Source organism: Streptomyces sp. NPDC012935 (assembly GCF_042900345.1).
GTDB lineage: Bacteria > Actinomycetota > Actinomycetes > Streptomycetales > Streptomycetaceae > Streptomyces.
The window spans coordinates 150,544-165,995 of sequence record NZ_JBIBBC010000009.1 but is presented as its reverse complement, the minus strand read 5'-3'; the positions used below and the strand labels follow the sequence as shown (position 1 = coordinate 165,995).

The 15,452-nt window shown below is 72.4% G+C and carries 13 protein-coding genes and 1 pseudogene; 5 read left to right on the top strand and 9 right to left on the bottom strand.

Annotation, left to right across the window (positions count from 1 at the left end):
• Nucleotides 1-52: 52 nt before the first annotated feature.
• The gene (locus tag ACFY5C_RS22910; protein WP_389446939.1) at nt 53-1,522 is read right to left on the bottom strand and encodes a sensor histidine kinase; all 1,470 of its coding nucleotides are present in this window, start codon (nt 1,520-1,522) and stop codon (nt 53-55) included.
• Nucleotides 1,519-2,217, bottom strand: coding sequence for a response regulator transcription factor (locus ACFY5C_RS22905; protein ID WP_328422005.1), 699 nt, complete (start codon nt 2,215-2,217; stop codon nt 1,519-1,521). The genes ACFY5C_RS22910 and ACFY5C_RS22905 overlap by 4 nt, the downstream gene beginning before the upstream one ends.
• A gap of 152 nt (nt 2,218-2,369) precedes the next feature.
• Between ACFY5C_RS22905 and ACFY5C_RS22900 the strand changes: the two genes are divergently transcribed.
• Genes ACFY5C_RS22900 through ACFY5C_RS22890 form a run of 3 tightly spaced genes read left to right on the top strand, consistent with a single transcriptional unit; the run spans nt 2,370 to nt 5,192 of the window.
• Nucleotides 2,370-3,707, top strand: coding sequence for a ferric reductase-like transmembrane domain-containing protein (locus ACFY5C_RS22900; RefSeq protein ID WP_389446937.1), 1,338 nt, complete (start codon nt 2,370-2,372; stop codon nt 3,705-3,707).
• Nucleotides 3,708-3,723: 16 nt separating this feature from the next.
• Nucleotides 3,724-4,449 (top strand): FMN-binding protein, encoded by a 726-nt coding sequence (locus ACFY5C_RS22895; RefSeq protein WP_389446935.1) that lies wholly within the window; start codon nt 3,724-3,726, stop codon nt 4,447-4,449.
• Between the two features lie 23 nt (nt 4,450-4,472).
• Nucleotides 4,473-5,192 carry an FAD:protein FMN transferase gene (locus ACFY5C_RS22890; RefSeq protein WP_389447198.1) on the top strand — a complete coding sequence of 240 codons (720 nt, stop codon included), beginning with the start codon at nt 4,473-4,475 and terminating at the stop codon, nt 5,190-5,192.
• Here ACFY5C_RS22890 and ACFY5C_RS22885 read toward each other — a convergent pair.
• Nucleotides 5,189-5,680 (bottom strand): hypothetical protein, encoded by a 492-nt coding sequence (locus ACFY5C_RS22885; RefSeq protein WP_389446933.1) that lies wholly within the window; start codon nt 5,678-5,680, stop codon nt 5,189-5,191. The genes ACFY5C_RS22890 and ACFY5C_RS22885 overlap by 4 nt on opposite strands.
• The gene (locus ACFY5C_RS22880; RefSeq protein ID WP_389446931.1) at nt 5,680-6,960 is read right to left on the bottom strand and encodes a molybdopterin-dependent oxidoreductase; all 1,281 of its coding nucleotides are present in this window, start codon (nt 6,958-6,960) and stop codon (nt 5,680-5,682) included. Before ACFY5C_RS22880 ends, ACFY5C_RS22885 begins: the two co-directional genes overlap by 1 nt.
• A gap of 113 nt (nt 6,961-7,073) precedes the next feature.
• Between ACFY5C_RS22880 and ACFY5C_RS22875 the strand changes: the two genes are divergently transcribed.
• Both ACFY5C_RS22875 and ACFY5C_RS22870 read left to right on the top strand, forming a co-directional pair.
• The gene (locus ACFY5C_RS22875) at nt 7,074-8,438 is read left to right on the top strand and encodes a hypothetical protein (RefSeq protein WP_389446930.1); all 1,365 of its coding nucleotides are present in this window, start codon (nt 7,074-7,076) and stop codon (nt 8,436-8,438) included.
• 62 nt (nt 8,439-8,500) lie between these two features.
• Nucleotides 8,501-9,208 (top strand): DUF2470 domain-containing protein, encoded by a 708-nt coding sequence (locus ACFY5C_RS22870; RefSeq protein WP_389446928.1) that lies wholly within the window; start codon nt 8,501-8,503, stop codon nt 9,206-9,208.
• Between the two features lie 87 nt (nt 9,209-9,295).
• Here the strand turns inward: ACFY5C_RS22870 and ACFY5C_RS22865 are convergent, their stop codons facing one another.
• The 5 genes and pseudogenes from ACFY5C_RS22865 to ACFY5C_RS22845 form a co-directional block, all read right to left on the bottom strand.
• A complete protein-coding gene (locus ACFY5C_RS22865) occupies nt 9,296-10,846 on the bottom strand; it encodes an ABC transporter ATP-binding protein (protein WP_389446926.1) in 1,551 nt (516 codons plus the stop codon).
• Entirely contained in the window at nt 10,843-11,709 is an 867-nt protein-coding gene (locus ACFY5C_RS22860; RefSeq protein WP_389446924.1) for an ABC transporter permease, read from the bottom strand. The genes ACFY5C_RS22865 and ACFY5C_RS22860 overlap by 4 nt, the downstream gene beginning before the upstream one ends.
• Nucleotides 11,706-12,695, bottom strand: coding sequence for an ABC transporter permease (locus ACFY5C_RS22855; protein WP_389447197.1), 990 nt, complete (start codon nt 12,693-12,695; stop codon nt 11,706-11,708). Before ACFY5C_RS22855 ends, ACFY5C_RS22860 begins: the two co-directional genes overlap by 4 nt.
• Nucleotides 12,696-12,757: 62 nt before the next feature.
• A complete protein-coding gene (locus ACFY5C_RS22850) occupies nt 12,758-14,323 on the bottom strand; it encodes an ABC transporter substrate-binding protein (RefSeq protein ID WP_389446922.1) in 1,566 nt (521 codons plus the stop codon).
• Nucleotides 14,324-14,367: 44 nt separating this feature from the next.
• Nucleotides 14,368-15,156: pseudogene (locus ACFY5C_RS22845) on the bottom strand (class I SAM-dependent DNA methyltransferase); the annotation flags it as partial.
• Nucleotides 15,157-15,452 lie beyond the last annotated feature (296 nt).

The window sequence follows — 15,452 nt, the reverse complement described above, 5'->3', positions numbered from 1 at the left end:
GCGCTCACGCTAGGGCCGAGGGGGCCGTTTCGGCCGTCCGGCGCCGGTCATGTCACGGGTCCGTAAGACCTGCCTCCGGCCTCCCGTCCACCACGAGCGGAACCGTCACCGTGAACACCGTCTGCCCGGGCTCGCCGCTCAGCTCGATGCGCCCGCCGTGGGCCTGGACCAGGGACTGCGCCACCGCCAGTCCGAGCCCGCTGCCGCCCCGGTCGCGGCTGCGGGCCTTGTCGACCCGGTAGAAGCGGTCGAAGACGCGTATCCGGTCGGCGGGCGGGATGCCGGGGCCGGCGTCGGTGATCCGGACGACGGCGGTGGTCTGCGTCACCGAGACCGCGACGGACACAGGCGTCCCGGCCGGCGTGTGGATCGCCGCGTTGGCGAGGAGGTTGTCCAGGACCTGGCGGATGCGCTGGGGGTCGAGGCGGAGTTTCAGGGAGCCGGGGCCGGGGGCGACCGTGAGGGGGTGGTCGGCGTGGGTGACGCGGAAGGCGTCCGCCGCCTGTTCGACCAGGTCCACCAGGTCCGCGTCCTGCATCCGCAGCGGCGTCTCCACCTCGGCGGCGTCCAGGCGGGCGAGCAGCAGCAGGTCGTCGAGGAGGAAGCCCATGCGGGCGGCCTCGGCGCGCAGCCGGGCCAGGTGCCGCTCCCGCTCCTCGGGGGCGTTGGCCGCGGCGTACTGGAAGAGGTCGGCGTAGCCCCGTACCGACATCAGAGGCGTCCGGAGTTCGTGCGAGGCATCAGCCACGAAGCGGCGCAGGCGCTGCTCCGCCTCCGCGCGCACCGCGAGGGAGTCGTCGATGTGCTCCAGCATGGTGTTGAACGCGGTGCGCAGCTCCTCCACCTCGGGCCCTCCGCCCCGCCGGTCGTGCCGTACGGGCAGCTGGGCCGAGTCGGTGAGGTCGTGCGAGGTGATGTCGCGGGCGGTGTGCGCCATGTCGCTCAGTGGCTTCAGACCGCGCCGCAGCATCCCGCGCCCGAACACCACGAGGGCCAGCAGCGCGAGCCCGAACGTGACCGCCTGGATGGTGATCAGCTGGCCCACGGTGTCCTCGATGTCCTCCATGGGCGCGGCGCTGACCAGTACCACGCCGGGCTCGACCTCGCAGGCCCGCAGCCGGTACTCGCCCTTGCCCTTCAGGTGCTCGGTGCGCAGGATCTCCGTGTGCGCGCCGGTCTGCGCCTCGGCCAGCGAGGTGAAGTCGTCGACGTCCTGCGGCAGGTCGGCGGGGTCCTCGGGCCTGCGCAGCACGGGCTTGCCGTCCGACACGTCGTACACGGCGTAGAACCAGCTGTAGTACTTCTTGCCCGAGAGCGTGCCGTAGTCCGCGATGCTCTTGGACTGGGCGATCTGGCCCTGCGCGAGCTGGGTGTCGAGCTGGGCCGACAGGTAGTCCCGCATGTATGTCGTCAGGGCCGTGCCCACGACGCCGAACACGAACAGCGCCAGCACCCCGAGCCCCAGCGCCAGCCGGGTGCCGAGCCGCATCCCGCGATACGCCCGCCGCAGCCGCCCCGTCACTCGGCCGCCTGCCGGATCACGTAGCCGAAGCCGCGGACGGTGTGGATCAGCGGCCCCCTGCCGTCGTCGGACTCGTCGAGCTTGCGGCGCAGCCGGCTGACGACCAGCTCGACGACGTTCGAGCGGCCGCCGAAGCCGTACTCCCACACGTGGTCGAGGATCTGCGCCTTGGTGAGCACGGTCGGCGACTTGCGCATGAGGTAGCGCAGCACCTCGTACTCGGTCGGCGTGAGTGTGAGCTGTTTGTCGCCGCGGCGGACCTCGCGGGTGTCCTCGTCCATCGTCAGGTCCGCCACCCGAAGGACGGAACGCTGGAAGCCGGGGCCGGCGCTGCGCCGCAGGACGGTGCGCAGCCGGGCCATGAGCTCCTCCACGGCGAACGGTTTGACCAGGTAGTCGTCGCCGCCGCGGGTCAGGCCGGCCACCCGGTCGGCCACCCCGTCGCGGGCCGTCAGGAACACCACGGGCACCATTTTCCCGGCGCCGCGCAGCCGGTCCAGGACGCCGAAGCCGTCCACGTCGGGCAGCATCAGGTCCAGGACCACGATGTCCGGGTGGAACTCGGCGGCCAGTCGCAGCGCCTCCTCGCCGGAGTTCGCGGTGACCGCGTCCCAGCCCTCGTAGCGGGCGACCGTCGCGACGAGGTCGGCGATGGGCGGGTCGTCGTCCACGACCAGCAGGCGTACTTTCTCCACCCGTTCATACTGCGGCACCCGGCACCGTTCCCATGAGCCGGGTGTGGGCCCGGGACCACATCGATAACCAGTTGAAAGAAGTACGACAGCTTTTCGACAGCACTCGCCGGACAAGCTCGGTATCCACAGACGAGATCAAGGAGCTGTCGCACGTGACGACCGTCCAATCGCCCCCTGCGCCCCCCACGGCGATACGCCCCAGGGTCGTCGCCCGCACGGGTCTGTACGCCGTGCTGGCCGCGAACGTGGCCGTGGTGCTCTACTTCTTCTCCGCCGCCGGCTTCGCCTCCAACGCGCTCATCGTGCTCGGCCGCCTCACCGGCCTGTGCGGTGCGCTGCTCATGGCCTTCCAGCTGCTGCTGGTGGCCCGGCTGCCGTGGCTCGACCGCCGCATCGGCATGGACCGGCTGACCTCCTGGCACCGCTGGACCGGCTTCAGCGTCCTGTGGGCCCTCCTGGCGCACGCGGTGTTCATCACCTTCGGCTACGCCGAGTCGTCCTCCCTGGACCCGGTGAACCAGCTGATCGACCTCGCCGAGACGGTCGAGGGCGTGCTGCGCGCCGTCGTCGCGCTGGGGATCATCATCGTGATCGGTGCCGTCTCGGCCCGGTTCGCACGGCGCCGGCTGGCGTACGAGACGTGGCACTTCATCCACCTGTACACCTACGTCGCGGTGGTCCTGGCCTTCACGCACCAGGTCGCGGTCGGTACGTCCTTCACCTCCTCGTCCGCCGCCACGGCGTACTGGTACGCGGTGTGGGGCGTGGCGCTCGGCGCGGTGTTCGTCGGCCGGCTGGTGCTGCCGCTGTGGCGGAACTGGCGCCACCAGTTCCGGGTGTCGGCCGTGGTCCCCGAGTCCGACAACGTCGTCTCCGTCTACATCACCGGCCGTGACCTGGACCGGCTGCCCGCGCGGGCCGGCCAGTTCTTCCTGTGGCGGTTCCTGACGAAGGACCGCTGGTGGCAGGCGAACCCGTTCTCCCTGTCGGCCGCTCCCGACGGCAACCAGTTGCGGCTCACGGCCAAGGCGGCCGGCGACGGCTCGGCGTCCCTGAGGCACCTCAAGGTCGGCACGCGCGTGTTCGCCGAGGGCCCGTACGGCGCGTTCACCGCGATGCACCGCACCCGGCCGGAGGCGGTGCTGGTCGCGGGCGGCGTCGGTGTCACCCCGATCCGGGCGCTGCTGGAGGAGCTGCACGGCCACGCGGTCGTGATCTACCGGGTCGGCTCGGACCGGGACGCGGTCCTGTACGGCGAGCTGGCTGAACTCGCCCACGCCAAGGGCGCCGAACTGCACCTGGTCACCGGCCCGGTCACGCCGGACCGGCTGGCCCCTGCGGAGCTGGAGCGGCTGGTCCCCGACATCGCGGACAGGGACGTCTTCCTGTGCGGCCCGCCGCCCATGATGAACGCGGTGATCGGGAGCCTGCGCGAGCTGGGCGTGCCCAAGGAGCAGGTCCACTTCGAGCGATTCAGCCTGGCCGGCTGAGGGACGGGAAGACATCGTGAAGCGAGCAATACCTGTCCTGGTCCTCAGCATCGCGGGCCTGATCCCGGTCTGGCGTTACGAGCCGTCGCTCGGCGCGGCCAGCACGGAGGCCGCCGCGCCGGCCGCCACGCCCTCGGATTCGTCCTCCGCCGCGTCGGGCTCGGATTCGGGTTCCGGCAGCACGGTCGTCAGGGGCACGACGGTTCAGACCGAGAAGGGCCCCGTGCAGGTCCAGGTGACCTTCCAGGGCACCAGGATCACGGCTGTGAAGATGCTCCAGCAGCCCAATCACCCGCAGACGACGGCCGCGGTGCCGAAGCTCATCTCCGAGACCCTCGAAGCCCAGAGCACGGACATCGACACCGTCTCCGGGGCGACCATCACCAGCGACGGCTACAAGGAATCCCTCCAGGCCGCCATCGACGCGAACGCGAAGTCGGCGTCCACCTCCTCCCCGTCGGCGTCCGCGTCCGCCGCCTCGCGGTCCCAGACGGTCGACGGCTCGACGGTGAACACCGACAAGGGTCCCGTGCAGGTCCAGGTGACCTTCGACGGCGACAGGATCGCGTCGGTGAAGATGCTCCAGCAGCCGAACCACCCGCAGACGACGGCCGCGGTGCCGAAGCTCATCTCCGAGACCCTCGAAGCCCAGAGCACGGACATCGACACCGTCTCCGGGGCCACCATCACCAGCGACGGCTACAAGGAATCCCTCCAGGCCGCCATCGACGCGAAGGGCTGATCGTGCAGCGAGTCGAACACGTCATGGGGTTCCCCGTCTCACTGCGGGTCGACGACGAGCACGTCGGTGAGGAGGCGGCCGATGCCGTGTTCGCGTGGCTGCGTGAGGTCGACGCCCGGTTCAGTCCGTTCAGGGCCGACAGCGAGGTCTGCCGGCTGGACCGGGGGGAGGTCGCCCGGGGTGAGATCAGCGCGGACCTCGCCGAGGTGCTGGGGCTGTGCGAGGAGTACCGGGTCGCCACCGGCGGCGCCTTCGACGTACGGCTGCCCGGGCGCGGGCTCGATCCGTGCGCGGTCGTGAAGGGCTGGTCCGTGCAGCGGGCCGCCGAGCTGCTGAAGGCGGCGGGGGCTCGGCGCTTCGTGCTCAACGCCGGTGGTGACGTGGTCGCCGCGGGCGGACCCTGGCGGGTGGGGATACGGCACCCCGAGCAGGCCGACAAGGTGTGCACGGTCGCCGAGCTGACGGACGGTGCCGTCGCGACGTCCGCTCGCTACGAGCGCGGCGACCACATCATCGACGGGCGTACCGGGCGCGCGGCGACGGGTCTGCTGTCTCTCTCCGTCGTGGCTGCCTCCCTGACCGTGGCGGACACCGTGGCGACCGCCGCGTTCGCGATGGGCGCCGACGGTGTCGCGTGGGCCGCCGCCCGGCCGGGCTGCGAGGTGTTCGCGGTGGACGCCGGGCGGCAGGTCTTCCGCACGGAGGGCTTTCCGGTGGCACCGGCGGCGGCCCAGGCGGCCTAGGGCCTGTTGCGAACGGGACCGCCCCTGCGCCGCCGGAGCACCAGCAGCACCGCCGAGCTGCCGAAGAGGACGGCGGTGATCAGCAGCCAGCGGGCCAGGAAGGTGTCCGTGGACATGCCCGTGACGCCGGCGTAGCGGTCCGCCACCCGGCTGGTGATCAGCGGGAACCACACCAGCAGGAGCAGCAGGGACAACGCGGCCGGGACGCGGACGTACGGCATCCAGCTCCGGCGGTCGGCAGCCTCGAAACCCCGTAGCAGCGCCCGGTCCGCCGCCCCGTACAGCGGCACCAGCACCAGGTCGTGCAGGATCGCCGCGCCGACGAACCACAGCACGATCTCGAACCACTCCCCGTCCAGCAGTCGCAAGCCCGCGTATCCGGCGAGCGCGAACGAGCAGGCGAGCAGCAGGATCTGGAGGGGGCTGCCCAGGGCGGGCCTCGGCAGGCGCACAAGCCGGCCCGTCGGTCGACGCGTCAGTCGGTGCATCACAGGTCTCCGAACGTCATCCGCGCCACCCACTTGGTGTTCAGCACACCGGGCGCGGCGGGCACGATGATCCGTGCCGGGTAGCCGTGGTCGGGGGTCAGGTCCTCGCCGTTGACGAAGAGGGCGAGCAGGGAGCGGGAGTCGGCGACCTGGTTGGCCCGCAGGGCGGCCCGGCGGAAGGCGCCGCGCTGCTGGAGCGACTCCACCAGGACGTCTGGCGGGTCCTGGTCGTGGCCGACCAGCGCCGCGAGGTCCCGCAGCCGTACGCCGCGCCACCACTGGTCGGACGTCGACCAGCCCTCCACGCAGGCGATCGGCAACGCCGCGCTGTACAGCGGCATGTCGAGCAGGTCGGCACGGCTGAGGCGGACCGTCCGGCCGGCCCGGCCCTCGACGACCAGCCGCCACGCCTCGTCGCTCGTGTCGGCCTCGCGGATCCCCGCGTAGGCGGCGGTCTTGTTGATCTGGAAGCCACCCGGGCCGCTGCCCGGCTCGGCACCGCCGTGCGGGGCGAGGAGGGCGGTCCGGCGCAGGAAACCGTCGAAGTTCTGTCCGACGGTCGTGGCGAACAGCAGCAGCGAACCCCCGCCGACGAACCAGAGGGCACCGCGCCGCGAGACGGTCGGCTCGGCGGGACTCGGCGCGATCAGCTCCCTGTCCTCCTCCCCCGTCCCCTCCTCAGGCCCCTCGTCCTTCTTCTCCCGCATGCGGCGCAGGTTCCGCAGCGCGGTCGGGGTCTTCAGCACGGCGTGCACGACGAACGCGCCGATGAACACCCACGCCCCGTAGAAGTGCAGGGTGTAGAAGGAGCCGGGGAAGAGGTAGTCGAGCTGGACGTTGAGCACGCCCGTCACGAACTCGAACAGCGCGCCCCCGACCAGGAGCAGCAGCGAGATCCGCTCCAGCGCGTGCGCGAGTGACCGTGCCGGCGGCAGTGTGAAGAGCTTCGGCAGGACCGACCACAGCTTGGCCAGGAGCACGGGGATCAGGGTGATGCCGAGTGTGACGTGGACGCCCTGGTTGAGGCGGTACAGCCAGTGCGGGCTGGTCGGCCAGGAGAAGAGGTAGAAGCCGAGGATCCCCTTGTCCGGGGTCTTGTCGTTCACCGGCGACAGGTTCGGGTTGTAGGCGGCGTAGGACACCAGCCCCGTCACGAACAGCACCGTGATCCCGCCGAGCAGCACGATGCCCAGCACCGAGGTGAGCCCCGGGCCGCGCAGCGGGCTGCGCCAGAAGGCGGGAGAGAAGGGAGACAGGGGGGAGTTCGGAGACCGTGCCATGTCCCGACCGTAGGCCTGACCAGGGCCTCTAAGGCCGTCGCGAACCATGACGAAACTCTGACGTCCGCGCCTGTCACGCGTCCGGTGGACCCGGTGCGTCCTAGCGTGCAGAGGTGACCAGCGATCTCCTGTCCGACACCCGCCTCGACGCGCTCCCCGACGCCCGTAGGGACCTGCGCCGTGATCTGTACGCGGCCGGGGCCGCGGCGCTCCTGTTCGGCCTCGCCGCCCTGGTCGGCACCGCGATCGAGCACCGCGACGGCACCCTGTTCGTCAACTGGCCACCGCTCCTGGCGGACTGGGGTCCGCACGTCGGTCCGGGCACCCCGGCCGCGATCGCCGTCGCGGCCGCCGTGGTAGCGTACGGCCCTGTCCTGGCCGCCCGACTGTCGTGGCGCCGCCTGCTGCTCGCCGTCTGGGGCGCGGGCCTGGCCTGGACCTTCTCGCTCGCGCTCGTCGACGGCTGGCAGCGCGGCATCGCCCGCCGGCTGACGACCCGCTACGAGTATCTCCAGGTCATCGACCGCTTCCAGGACATCCCCGCGGCACTGCGGGACTTCACCCGGCACATCCTGCTCGGCTCACCGGAGCACTGGCCCGCGCACGTCGCCGGGCATCCCCCGGCAGCCACCCTCACCTTCGTCCAGCTGGACCGGATCGGCCTGGGCGGCGGCGCGTGGGCCGGGGTCTGGTGCATCACCGTCGGCGCCACGGCCGCCCTCGGCATCCTCGTCACCGTGCGCGCACTCGCCGACGAGAAGCTCGCCCGCCGTGCCGCGCCCTTCCTGGTGCTGGCGCCGGGCGCGGTGTGGATGGGCACCTCCGCCGACGGCTACTTCGCGGCTGTCGCGGCCTGGGCGGTGGCGTTGCTCGCGCTGGCGGTGACGGGACATCGGCCGCGCCGGACCGGCCTGGCCTCGGGTCTGCTGTTCGGCCTGACGGTCTGTTTGTCGTACGGCCTGACGCTACTCGTCGTGATCGCGGCGGCCGTGCTGTTCCTGGGCTCGGAGCGCGTCCGCCCGCTGCCCTTCGCGCTCGCGGGGTTCGCGGTGGTCCCGGTGGTGTTCACCGCGCTGGGCTTCTACTGGTGGGAGGCCTACGACCTGCTGGTCACCCGCTACAACCAGGGCGCCGGCGGCACCCGGCCGCAGGCCTACTGGGTGTGGGCGAACCTCGCCTGCCAGGTGCTGGTGGTGGGCCTGGCGACGGCGGCGGGGCTGCGGCGGACCGCGGTGGTGATCGTCCGTCAGAGAGGTACGGCCGCATTCCGCCTCGGCTTGCTGGTGCTCGGCGCGCTCGTCGCGATGCTGGCGGCCGATCTGTCCGGGATGAGCAAGGCGGAGACGGAGCGGATCTGGCTGCCGTTCGCGCTGTGGCTGCTGCCGGCCTGCGCCTTCCTGAGGGGGCCGCGGGCCTGGCTCGCGGGACAGGCGGTGCTGGCCCTGCTCGTCAACCACCTGCTGCTGACGGGTTGGTGACCACGCGAAGTCAAGGTAGGTTAGGCTTACCTAAGTACAGGCCACCGGCTCGAAAGGTTCCCATGCCTGCTGCCACCTGCCCTGAGCCGACGCCCGCCGAGCGTGCCCGCTCGGTGCTGGCGGCGGCCGGCTCGCTGACCGTCACCACGCAGGGCCACCGCATCGAACTGATCGGCCTGCACACCGTCGACGCCGCCGCGCGGCTGCTCCTGCACAACCCGCCGGACGGCCACCTCGCCGCCGAACTGGCCGTGGCGCCGCACGGCGATCTCGCCGCGCTCGTGGAGTTCACCGACGTCGCCGCCGTCGCCGTACGCGAACGGGTGCGCTCCCGCCTGACGCTGGGCGGCTGGCTCAGCGCGCTCGGGCCGAAGGCCCTGGTGTTCCATCCGGCCCGTGCCGTGCTCACCGAGGACGACGGCACGACCATCATCGGCCTCGACGAGCTGACCCTCGCCTCCCCCGACCCCCTGGCCACGCACGAGGCGGAGATGCTGGGCCGGCTGGACGCGGCCCACGCCGACACCGTCGCCCCGCTCGCCCGGCTGCTGCCGGCCCGGGAGCAGCTCGGCGCGACCGGTCTGCGGCCGCTGCGGCTGGACCGGCACGGCCTGGTCCTCCGGCTGGAGACAGCGGGCTCCCACCGCGACGTCCGCCTGTCCTTCACGACCCCGGCCACCCACCCCGGCGATGCGGTGCGCCAGATCCACACGCTGCTCGCCCGGGCCACCGCCCGCCCGCGCCGCCGGCACCTGCCGACCAGGTCGTAGGCGCGGGCGCCACCCCATGCTGCCGATCTCCGGGCCCCTCGCAGAGGCCTTCCCGTCACCTCCGCGACGGTGCCCGGAGGTCGGCTCTCACAGCCGGCTCCCCGACTCCAGCCGCTCCGTCGTCCGCATGAGCGAGCGTGTGAACGGATGCCGGGGCTCCGTCAGAATCCGCTGCGTCGAACCCTGTTCGACCAGTTCACCCGCGTCCAGCACGGCGATGCGGTGAGCCAGCCGTGCCGTCTCCAGGTCGTGGGTGATGAGGACGAGGGACAGTTCGTCGCCCTCGGCCACCAGGCCGGCCAGGACATCGAGGATGCCCCGCCGGGTGACCGTGTCCAGGCCGGAGGTGACCTCGTCGCAGATCAGTACCCGGGGGCGGGCGAGCAGGGCCCGGGCCAGGGCGGCGCGCTGGAGTTCGCCGCCGGAGAGTTCGCCGGGGCGGCGGCGGGCCAGGATCTCCGGCAGGCCGAGGCGGTTCAGGGTGGCGGATGCCTCCTGCACCGCCGTCCGTTCGTCGGCGCCGCGCAGCCGCACCGCCGTGCGCGCCACCTGGTGCAGCACGGGCCGGTACTCGTCGAAGGCGGCGCGGGCGTCCTGGAAGACGTACTGCACGGCGGCGAGTTGGGCGCGGCTGCGGTGCCGCAGGCTGCGCGGGAGCCGGGTGCCGTCGAGCAGGATCTGTCCGTCCTGGTCCCGGTGCAGGCCTGCCAGGCAGCGGGCGAGCGTGGTCTTGCCGCTGCCGGAACGGCCGACCACCGCGAGGCACTCGCCGGGGTGGAGGGCGAGGTGCGGGGTGCGCAGCACGACGGTCCTGCGGTCGTGTGCGGCCGTCAAGTCCCTTACTTCCAAGACCGGTTGAGCCGCATCCGCGCTCGTGCCGTCCTGCCGGATCGCACGCTGTCCGTCCAGCAGCCGGCGGGTCCACTCGTGCCGCGGTGCCGCCCACAGCCGCTCCGCCGGCCCCGACTCGACGACCCGGCCCGCACGCATGACGAGGACCTCGTCGGCGAGGGCACGCACCACGTCGAGGTCGTGGCTGAGCAGGACGACCGCGATGCCCCGTGCCGCGACCGCCGCCAGCTGCTCGACGATACGGCTCTTGGTCAACGCGTCCTGGCCGGTGGTGGGTTCGTCGGCGACGACGACGCGGGAGCCGAGCAGCAGGGCCTGGGCGAGGACGACGCGTTGCTGCTGGCCGCCGGAGAGCTGGTGCGGGTAGCGCGACAACAGCTCTTCCGCGTCCGGGAGTTGGGCGTCGGAGAGGGCTTGCAGCACCAGTTCCCGGGCCGTCTCGCGGCGTTCGGCGCGGGGCAGGTGGCGGACCTGGGGGCGGGCCAGGTCGTCGAGGAGGGCGCTGACGCGACGGGCCGGGTTGAGGACGGCGGCGGGGTGCTGGGGGACGTAACCCACCGGGCCGTCCCCGGGCCGCCGCACCTCACCCGTGACCATCGCGCCGGGCGGGTACTCGCCCAGCAACGCCAGCCCGGTCGTGGTCTTCCCGCTGCCCGAGGCGCCGACCAGCGCGGTCACTTTCCCGGGCAGCACGGCCAGGTGTACGCCGTCGACGATCGCGCGGCCGTCTATCTCGACGCGGAGATCGCGGATCTCGGCGACCGCCGCATGCTCTGCCCGACTCACCGGCGTGGTCCCTTCTGCTCGGGTGCGGTCGTCTCAGGCACGGCTTTGTCCGGCGCGGTCTTCTTCGGCGCGGTCTTCTCCAGCGCGGCGTCGAAGAGCAGGTTGGTGCCCATCGTCAGGGCCACGATCAGCAGCGCGGGCACCACCACGGCCCAGGGCTGGACCAGCAGTCCGGTGCGGTTGCGGTCCACCATGACGGCCCAGTCGGCGGCATCCGGGGCGACGCCGACCCCGAGGAACGCGGCCGTCGACACCAGGTACAGGACACCGGTCAGGCGGATCCCGGCGTCGGCGGCGAGGGTGCGCAGCGCCGAACGGCCGACATAGCCGACGGCGATCCGCCACCAGGTCTCCCCCTGCATGCGCAGCGCCTCGACGGCGGGGCGCGCGGCCGCCTCCCCTGCCGCCGACCGCACGATCCTGGCCGCGTCGGGCACGTTCACCAGCGCCACGAGCAGCGCGAGTCCGGTCGTTCCCGGCGACAGCACGGAGGCCACGAGCAGGATCAGCAGCAGCGACGGCACGGCGAGCAGCACGTCCAGCGGCCGCATCAGCAGTTCCTCCAGCCCGCGCAGGCGGGTGAGGGCGCTGATGAGCGCGACCGGGACGGCGACGAGATAGGCGAGCGCGGTCGCGGCCAGGGCGGTGAGGACGACGGTACGGCCACCCAGCAGGACCTGTCGCCAGACGTCACGGCCCACGAAGTCGGTGCCGAGCCAGTGGTTGTCGCCGAGGGTGAAGGAGGTGGCGCGGGGGCCGGGGTCACCGGTGAACAGCGGCCCGAGGAGGGCGAGGACCAGAGGGACGGTGACGATGGCGAGGCCGAACGCGAAACGGCGACGGCGACCGACGGGCGGCGTCACGCGGCCACCCCCGCGCGGGGCGTGAGCCGGTGGGCCACCAGGTCGGCACCGAGGTTGAGCAAGACCGTCAGCACTCCGAACACCACGGCCAGCCCCTGCACCACAGGCACGTCCCGTTCGGCCACGGCATTGAGCAGGACCGTGCCCAGACCCGGGATGACGAAGAGGGCCTCCACCACGATCACCCCGCACAGCAACCAGTCGATGGTGCGGGCGAGTTGCTGCGCGGCCGGGGCGAGGGCGTTCGGTAGGGCGTGGGCGTAGCGGACGCGGGCGCCGGGGACGCCGTAGCGGCGGGCGTGGACGGCGTAGGGGGAGGCGAGGGCGTCGACCATGCCGGCCCGGACCAGGCGGGACAGGGAGCACACCGGGCGGGACAGCAGGACCAGCACCGGCAGCACGAGCGCCGCCGGATGGGCGAGCAGGTCGGTGCCGTAGCCGACAGCCGTCGGCGGCAACCAGGCCAGCTTGAGCGCGAGGACCGTCACCAGCAGGACCCCGAGGGCGAACTCGGGTACCGCGTACACGGCCAGCGTCACCGAGCTGACCAGCCGGTCGACGAGCCGTCCCTCGTGGCGGGCGGCGAGCACGCCGAGACCGAAACCGAGAGGGAGGAGGAGGGTCAGCGTGAGCGCGGCCAGCAGCAGCGTCGGGCCGAAGCCGTCGGCGAGGTACTCGGTGACCGGGCGGCCGGAGGTCAGGGACGTGCCGAGGTCACCGTGCACCAGGCCCGTCGCCCAGTCGGCCAGCCGCTCGTACGCCGGCCGGTCCAGGTCCAGCGCCTCGCGGATCGCGGCGATGCGCGCGGGGTCCGGCTGGTCGCCCGCCAGGGCCACGGCCGCGTCGCCCGGCAGCGCCTCGGTGAGCGCGAAGACCAGCAGCACGACGGCCACGGTCTGGACTCCGCCGAGCAGGAGGCGCCGGGCGACGAAAGTGCCGCGACGGGTTGTCGTGCCGCTGCTGCGCCGTCGTGGCTGGTCGCGCAGTTCCCCGCGCCCCTTGGCGGCGCCGCCGAACCGTGTCCGGCTTGGCTCGGCCCGCTTGGTCCTCACGCCAGCCACACCTTGTCGAAGCGCGCCCAGTCGAGCGTGTTGGCGGGGGCCTTGGTCTCAACTCCCTTCACCGTGCGAGCGGTTGCGATGATCCAGTCGGCGAAGCCCCAGATGAGGAAGCCGCCCTCGGCGTACAGACGGCGCTGCATGCGCTCGTAGACGGCGGCCCGCTCAGCCTTGTCCCGGATGGACTGGGCCTGCTGGTAGAGGCCGTCGAAGTCCTTGTGCTGCCACTTGGTGGCGTTGGTGGTGGAGTCGGTGAGCAGCCGCTGGGAGATGTGGGACTCGATGGGCATGGGGCCGGAGCGGTAGCAGCACAGGGTGCCGCCGTCGAGGATGTCGCTCCAGTACGAGTCCTTGCTGCCCATCCTGACGTCGATCGTGACGCCCGCCTTCGCGGCCTGGTCGCGGAAGATGCCGGCCGCCTCGGTGAACCCGGCGGCGACGGCCGAGGTGTCCAGGGTGACCTTGAGCTTGTCGGCGCCGGCCTGCTTGAGCAGGGCCCGGGCCTTGTCGAGGTCCTGGGTGCGCTGCGGCAGATCGGCGGCGTAGTACTCGTATCCCTTGCCGAACAGGTCGTTGCCGATCTCGCCCGCGCCGGACAGCGCGCCGTCGACGAGTTCCTGGCGGTCGGCGATGAGGAAGAACGCCTCGCGGACCCGCTTGTCGTCGAAGGGCGCCCGGTCGGTCTTCATGCAGAAGGCCTGCATGGCACTGTTGCGCAGCCGCACGATCTCGATCTGGCCGCCGGCCTCGTGGGCGCGGGCGGTGGTCGGGTTGAGCTCGTGCGCGTACTCGACCTGACCGCCGAGGAGGGCGTTGACGCGGGCGGACTCCTCGTTGGCGACGACGAACTCGATCTCGTCGAGGAGCGGGGCGCCGTCCCAGTGGCCGTCGTAGCGGCGGAACACGGCCGAGCGGCCCGGCGCGAAGGAAACGAACCGGAAGGGACCCGAACCGATCGGCTTGTCGTCGAACTCGGTGGCGTCCTCCGGGACGATGTAGGCGCCGAACGCGGCCAGGATGTTGGGGAATTCGGCGGTGGGCCGCTTGAGCACGAACTCGATGCTCCGCGCGCCGGTCGCCCGGCTGGCGTCGAGGTCGATCGGCTCCAGGGACGCCTTCGCGCGGAACGCCTGCTGGGGATCGGCGATACGGCGGTAGCTGTAGAGGACGTCCTTGGCGGTGACGGGGCTGCCGTCGTGGAAGGTGGCCTCGCGGAGGGTGACCTGCCAGCGGTCGAGGGTCTTGTTGGCCTCCCACTTCTCGGCGAGGCGGGGCTGGGCGGAGAGGTCGGCGCCGTAGTCGGCGAGCTTGTCGAAGAGGGCCTTGGACCGGGCGACGTCGGCGAAGAGGTTGCCCAGGTGCGGGTCGAGGGTCTCGCTCGCGCCGCCTCCGGCGAACGCGGCGCGCAGCCGTCCGCCGCGCTTGGGGGTGCCGGAGGCGCCGGCCGCCTTGTCGTCGGTGCCGCCTGAGCAGCCGACGAGGGCGAGGGCGGCGGCGGCCGATGTGGCGGCGAGGAAGCCGCGGCGGTGCAGACCGGGAAAGCGTTCGTCGTACATGACTGTTCCTTCGTGTTCTTCGTGTCAGTTGGTGTGCAGACAGCTCAGTTGGTGTGCCGACGGCGCGCGACGACGTGCAGCCGGTCCGCGTCCGTGGCGGTCCCCGGCAACCGGCCGTCCCGCCAGGGCGGTTCGGTGCGGGGGCCGGGGCCGTCGTGCAGTTCGAGCACCTCGAAGCCGTGCGCGTCGAGGAAGTGGCGCAGCTCGTGCGGGAACAGCAGTCGCCATGCGGAGTGCTGTTCGACGGGCGCCGCGTCGACGCCGCCCTCATCGGCGGTCCATACGCGGGTACGGCACAGGAGTTGGGCCGTGCGGTCGACGGTCAGGGTGGTGGTCGACCGGTAGGCGACGCCCTGCCAGGTGAAGGCGTTGACGGACGGGGCGTCGAGGAGGTCCGTGCGGCCGAGGAAATAGGCGCCGTTACGCATTTCCGCGACCAGCAGACCGCCCGGTGCGAGGGAGTGACTGCAGGCGGCCAGGAAGCCGTCGAGCTGGTCGTTGGTGTGGCAGTACAGCAGGGAGCTGTCCAGACAGACGACCGCGTCGAAGGCAGCCCGGCCAAGGTCGAACCCGTGCAGGTCGGCCCGTACGTACGCCGGTCCCGGATGCCGGACCCGGGCGTACGCCAGCATCGCCTCGGAGAGGTCGGCACCGGTCACCGTACGACCGGCGGAGTGCAGGTGGGCGGCGTCGCGCCCGGTGCCACAGCCCATGTCGAGCACCCGCGGTCCGGCGCCGTGGCGGCGCAGGCAGTCCTCGGCCCAGCGCCCGGCGAGCCGGTCCGGATCGGGGAAGCGGGCCTCGTAGAGGGCGGGGTTGTCGGTGAGAAGGTTGCGGTTGTCGGCCGGGGTGCTGGGGGCGAGGGTGCTCTCGTCCTGCGGGCGGCCGCCGGGAACGGAGGCACCGTGCCCGGCCCCGTCGCCCCCGGAGTCACGACCTCCGCCTGCTGCGCCGTCAGCCACGCGCCGGCGCCTGCCGACCTGCTCGGGGGCGGCGACCTGGCCTGAACCTGCCCGCTCACCCGTCGCCGCGACGGCCACGCCCGGCTCGCTGACAGCCGCACCTTGCCCACGGCCGTCCGCTTGCTCACCGCCCGCCCGCCGCTGCACGTCCGCTCCCTCCGACCCGG

Coding starts and splice junctions, on each gene's coding strand:
- ACFY5C_RS22890 (WP_389447198.1), top strand. CDS start 4,473: ATGGGGTTCCCCGTCTCACTGCGGGTCGACGACGAGCACGTCGGTGAG.
- ACFY5C_RS22885 (WP_389446933.1), bottom strand. CDS start 5,680: ATGCACCGACTGACGCGTCGACCGACGGGCCGGCTTGTGCGCCTGCCG.
- ACFY5C_RS22880 (WP_389446931.1), bottom strand. CDS start 6,960: ATGGCACGGTCTCCGAACTCCCCCCTGTCTCCCTTCTCTCCCGCCTTC.
- ACFY5C_RS22870 (WP_389446928.1), top strand. CDS start 8,501: ATGCCTGCTGCCACCTGCCCTGAGCCGACGCCCGCCGAGCGTGCCCGC.
- ACFY5C_RS22850 (WP_389446922.1), bottom strand. CDS start 14,323: ATGTACGACGAACGCTTTCCCGGTCTGCACCGCCGCGGCTTCCTCGCC.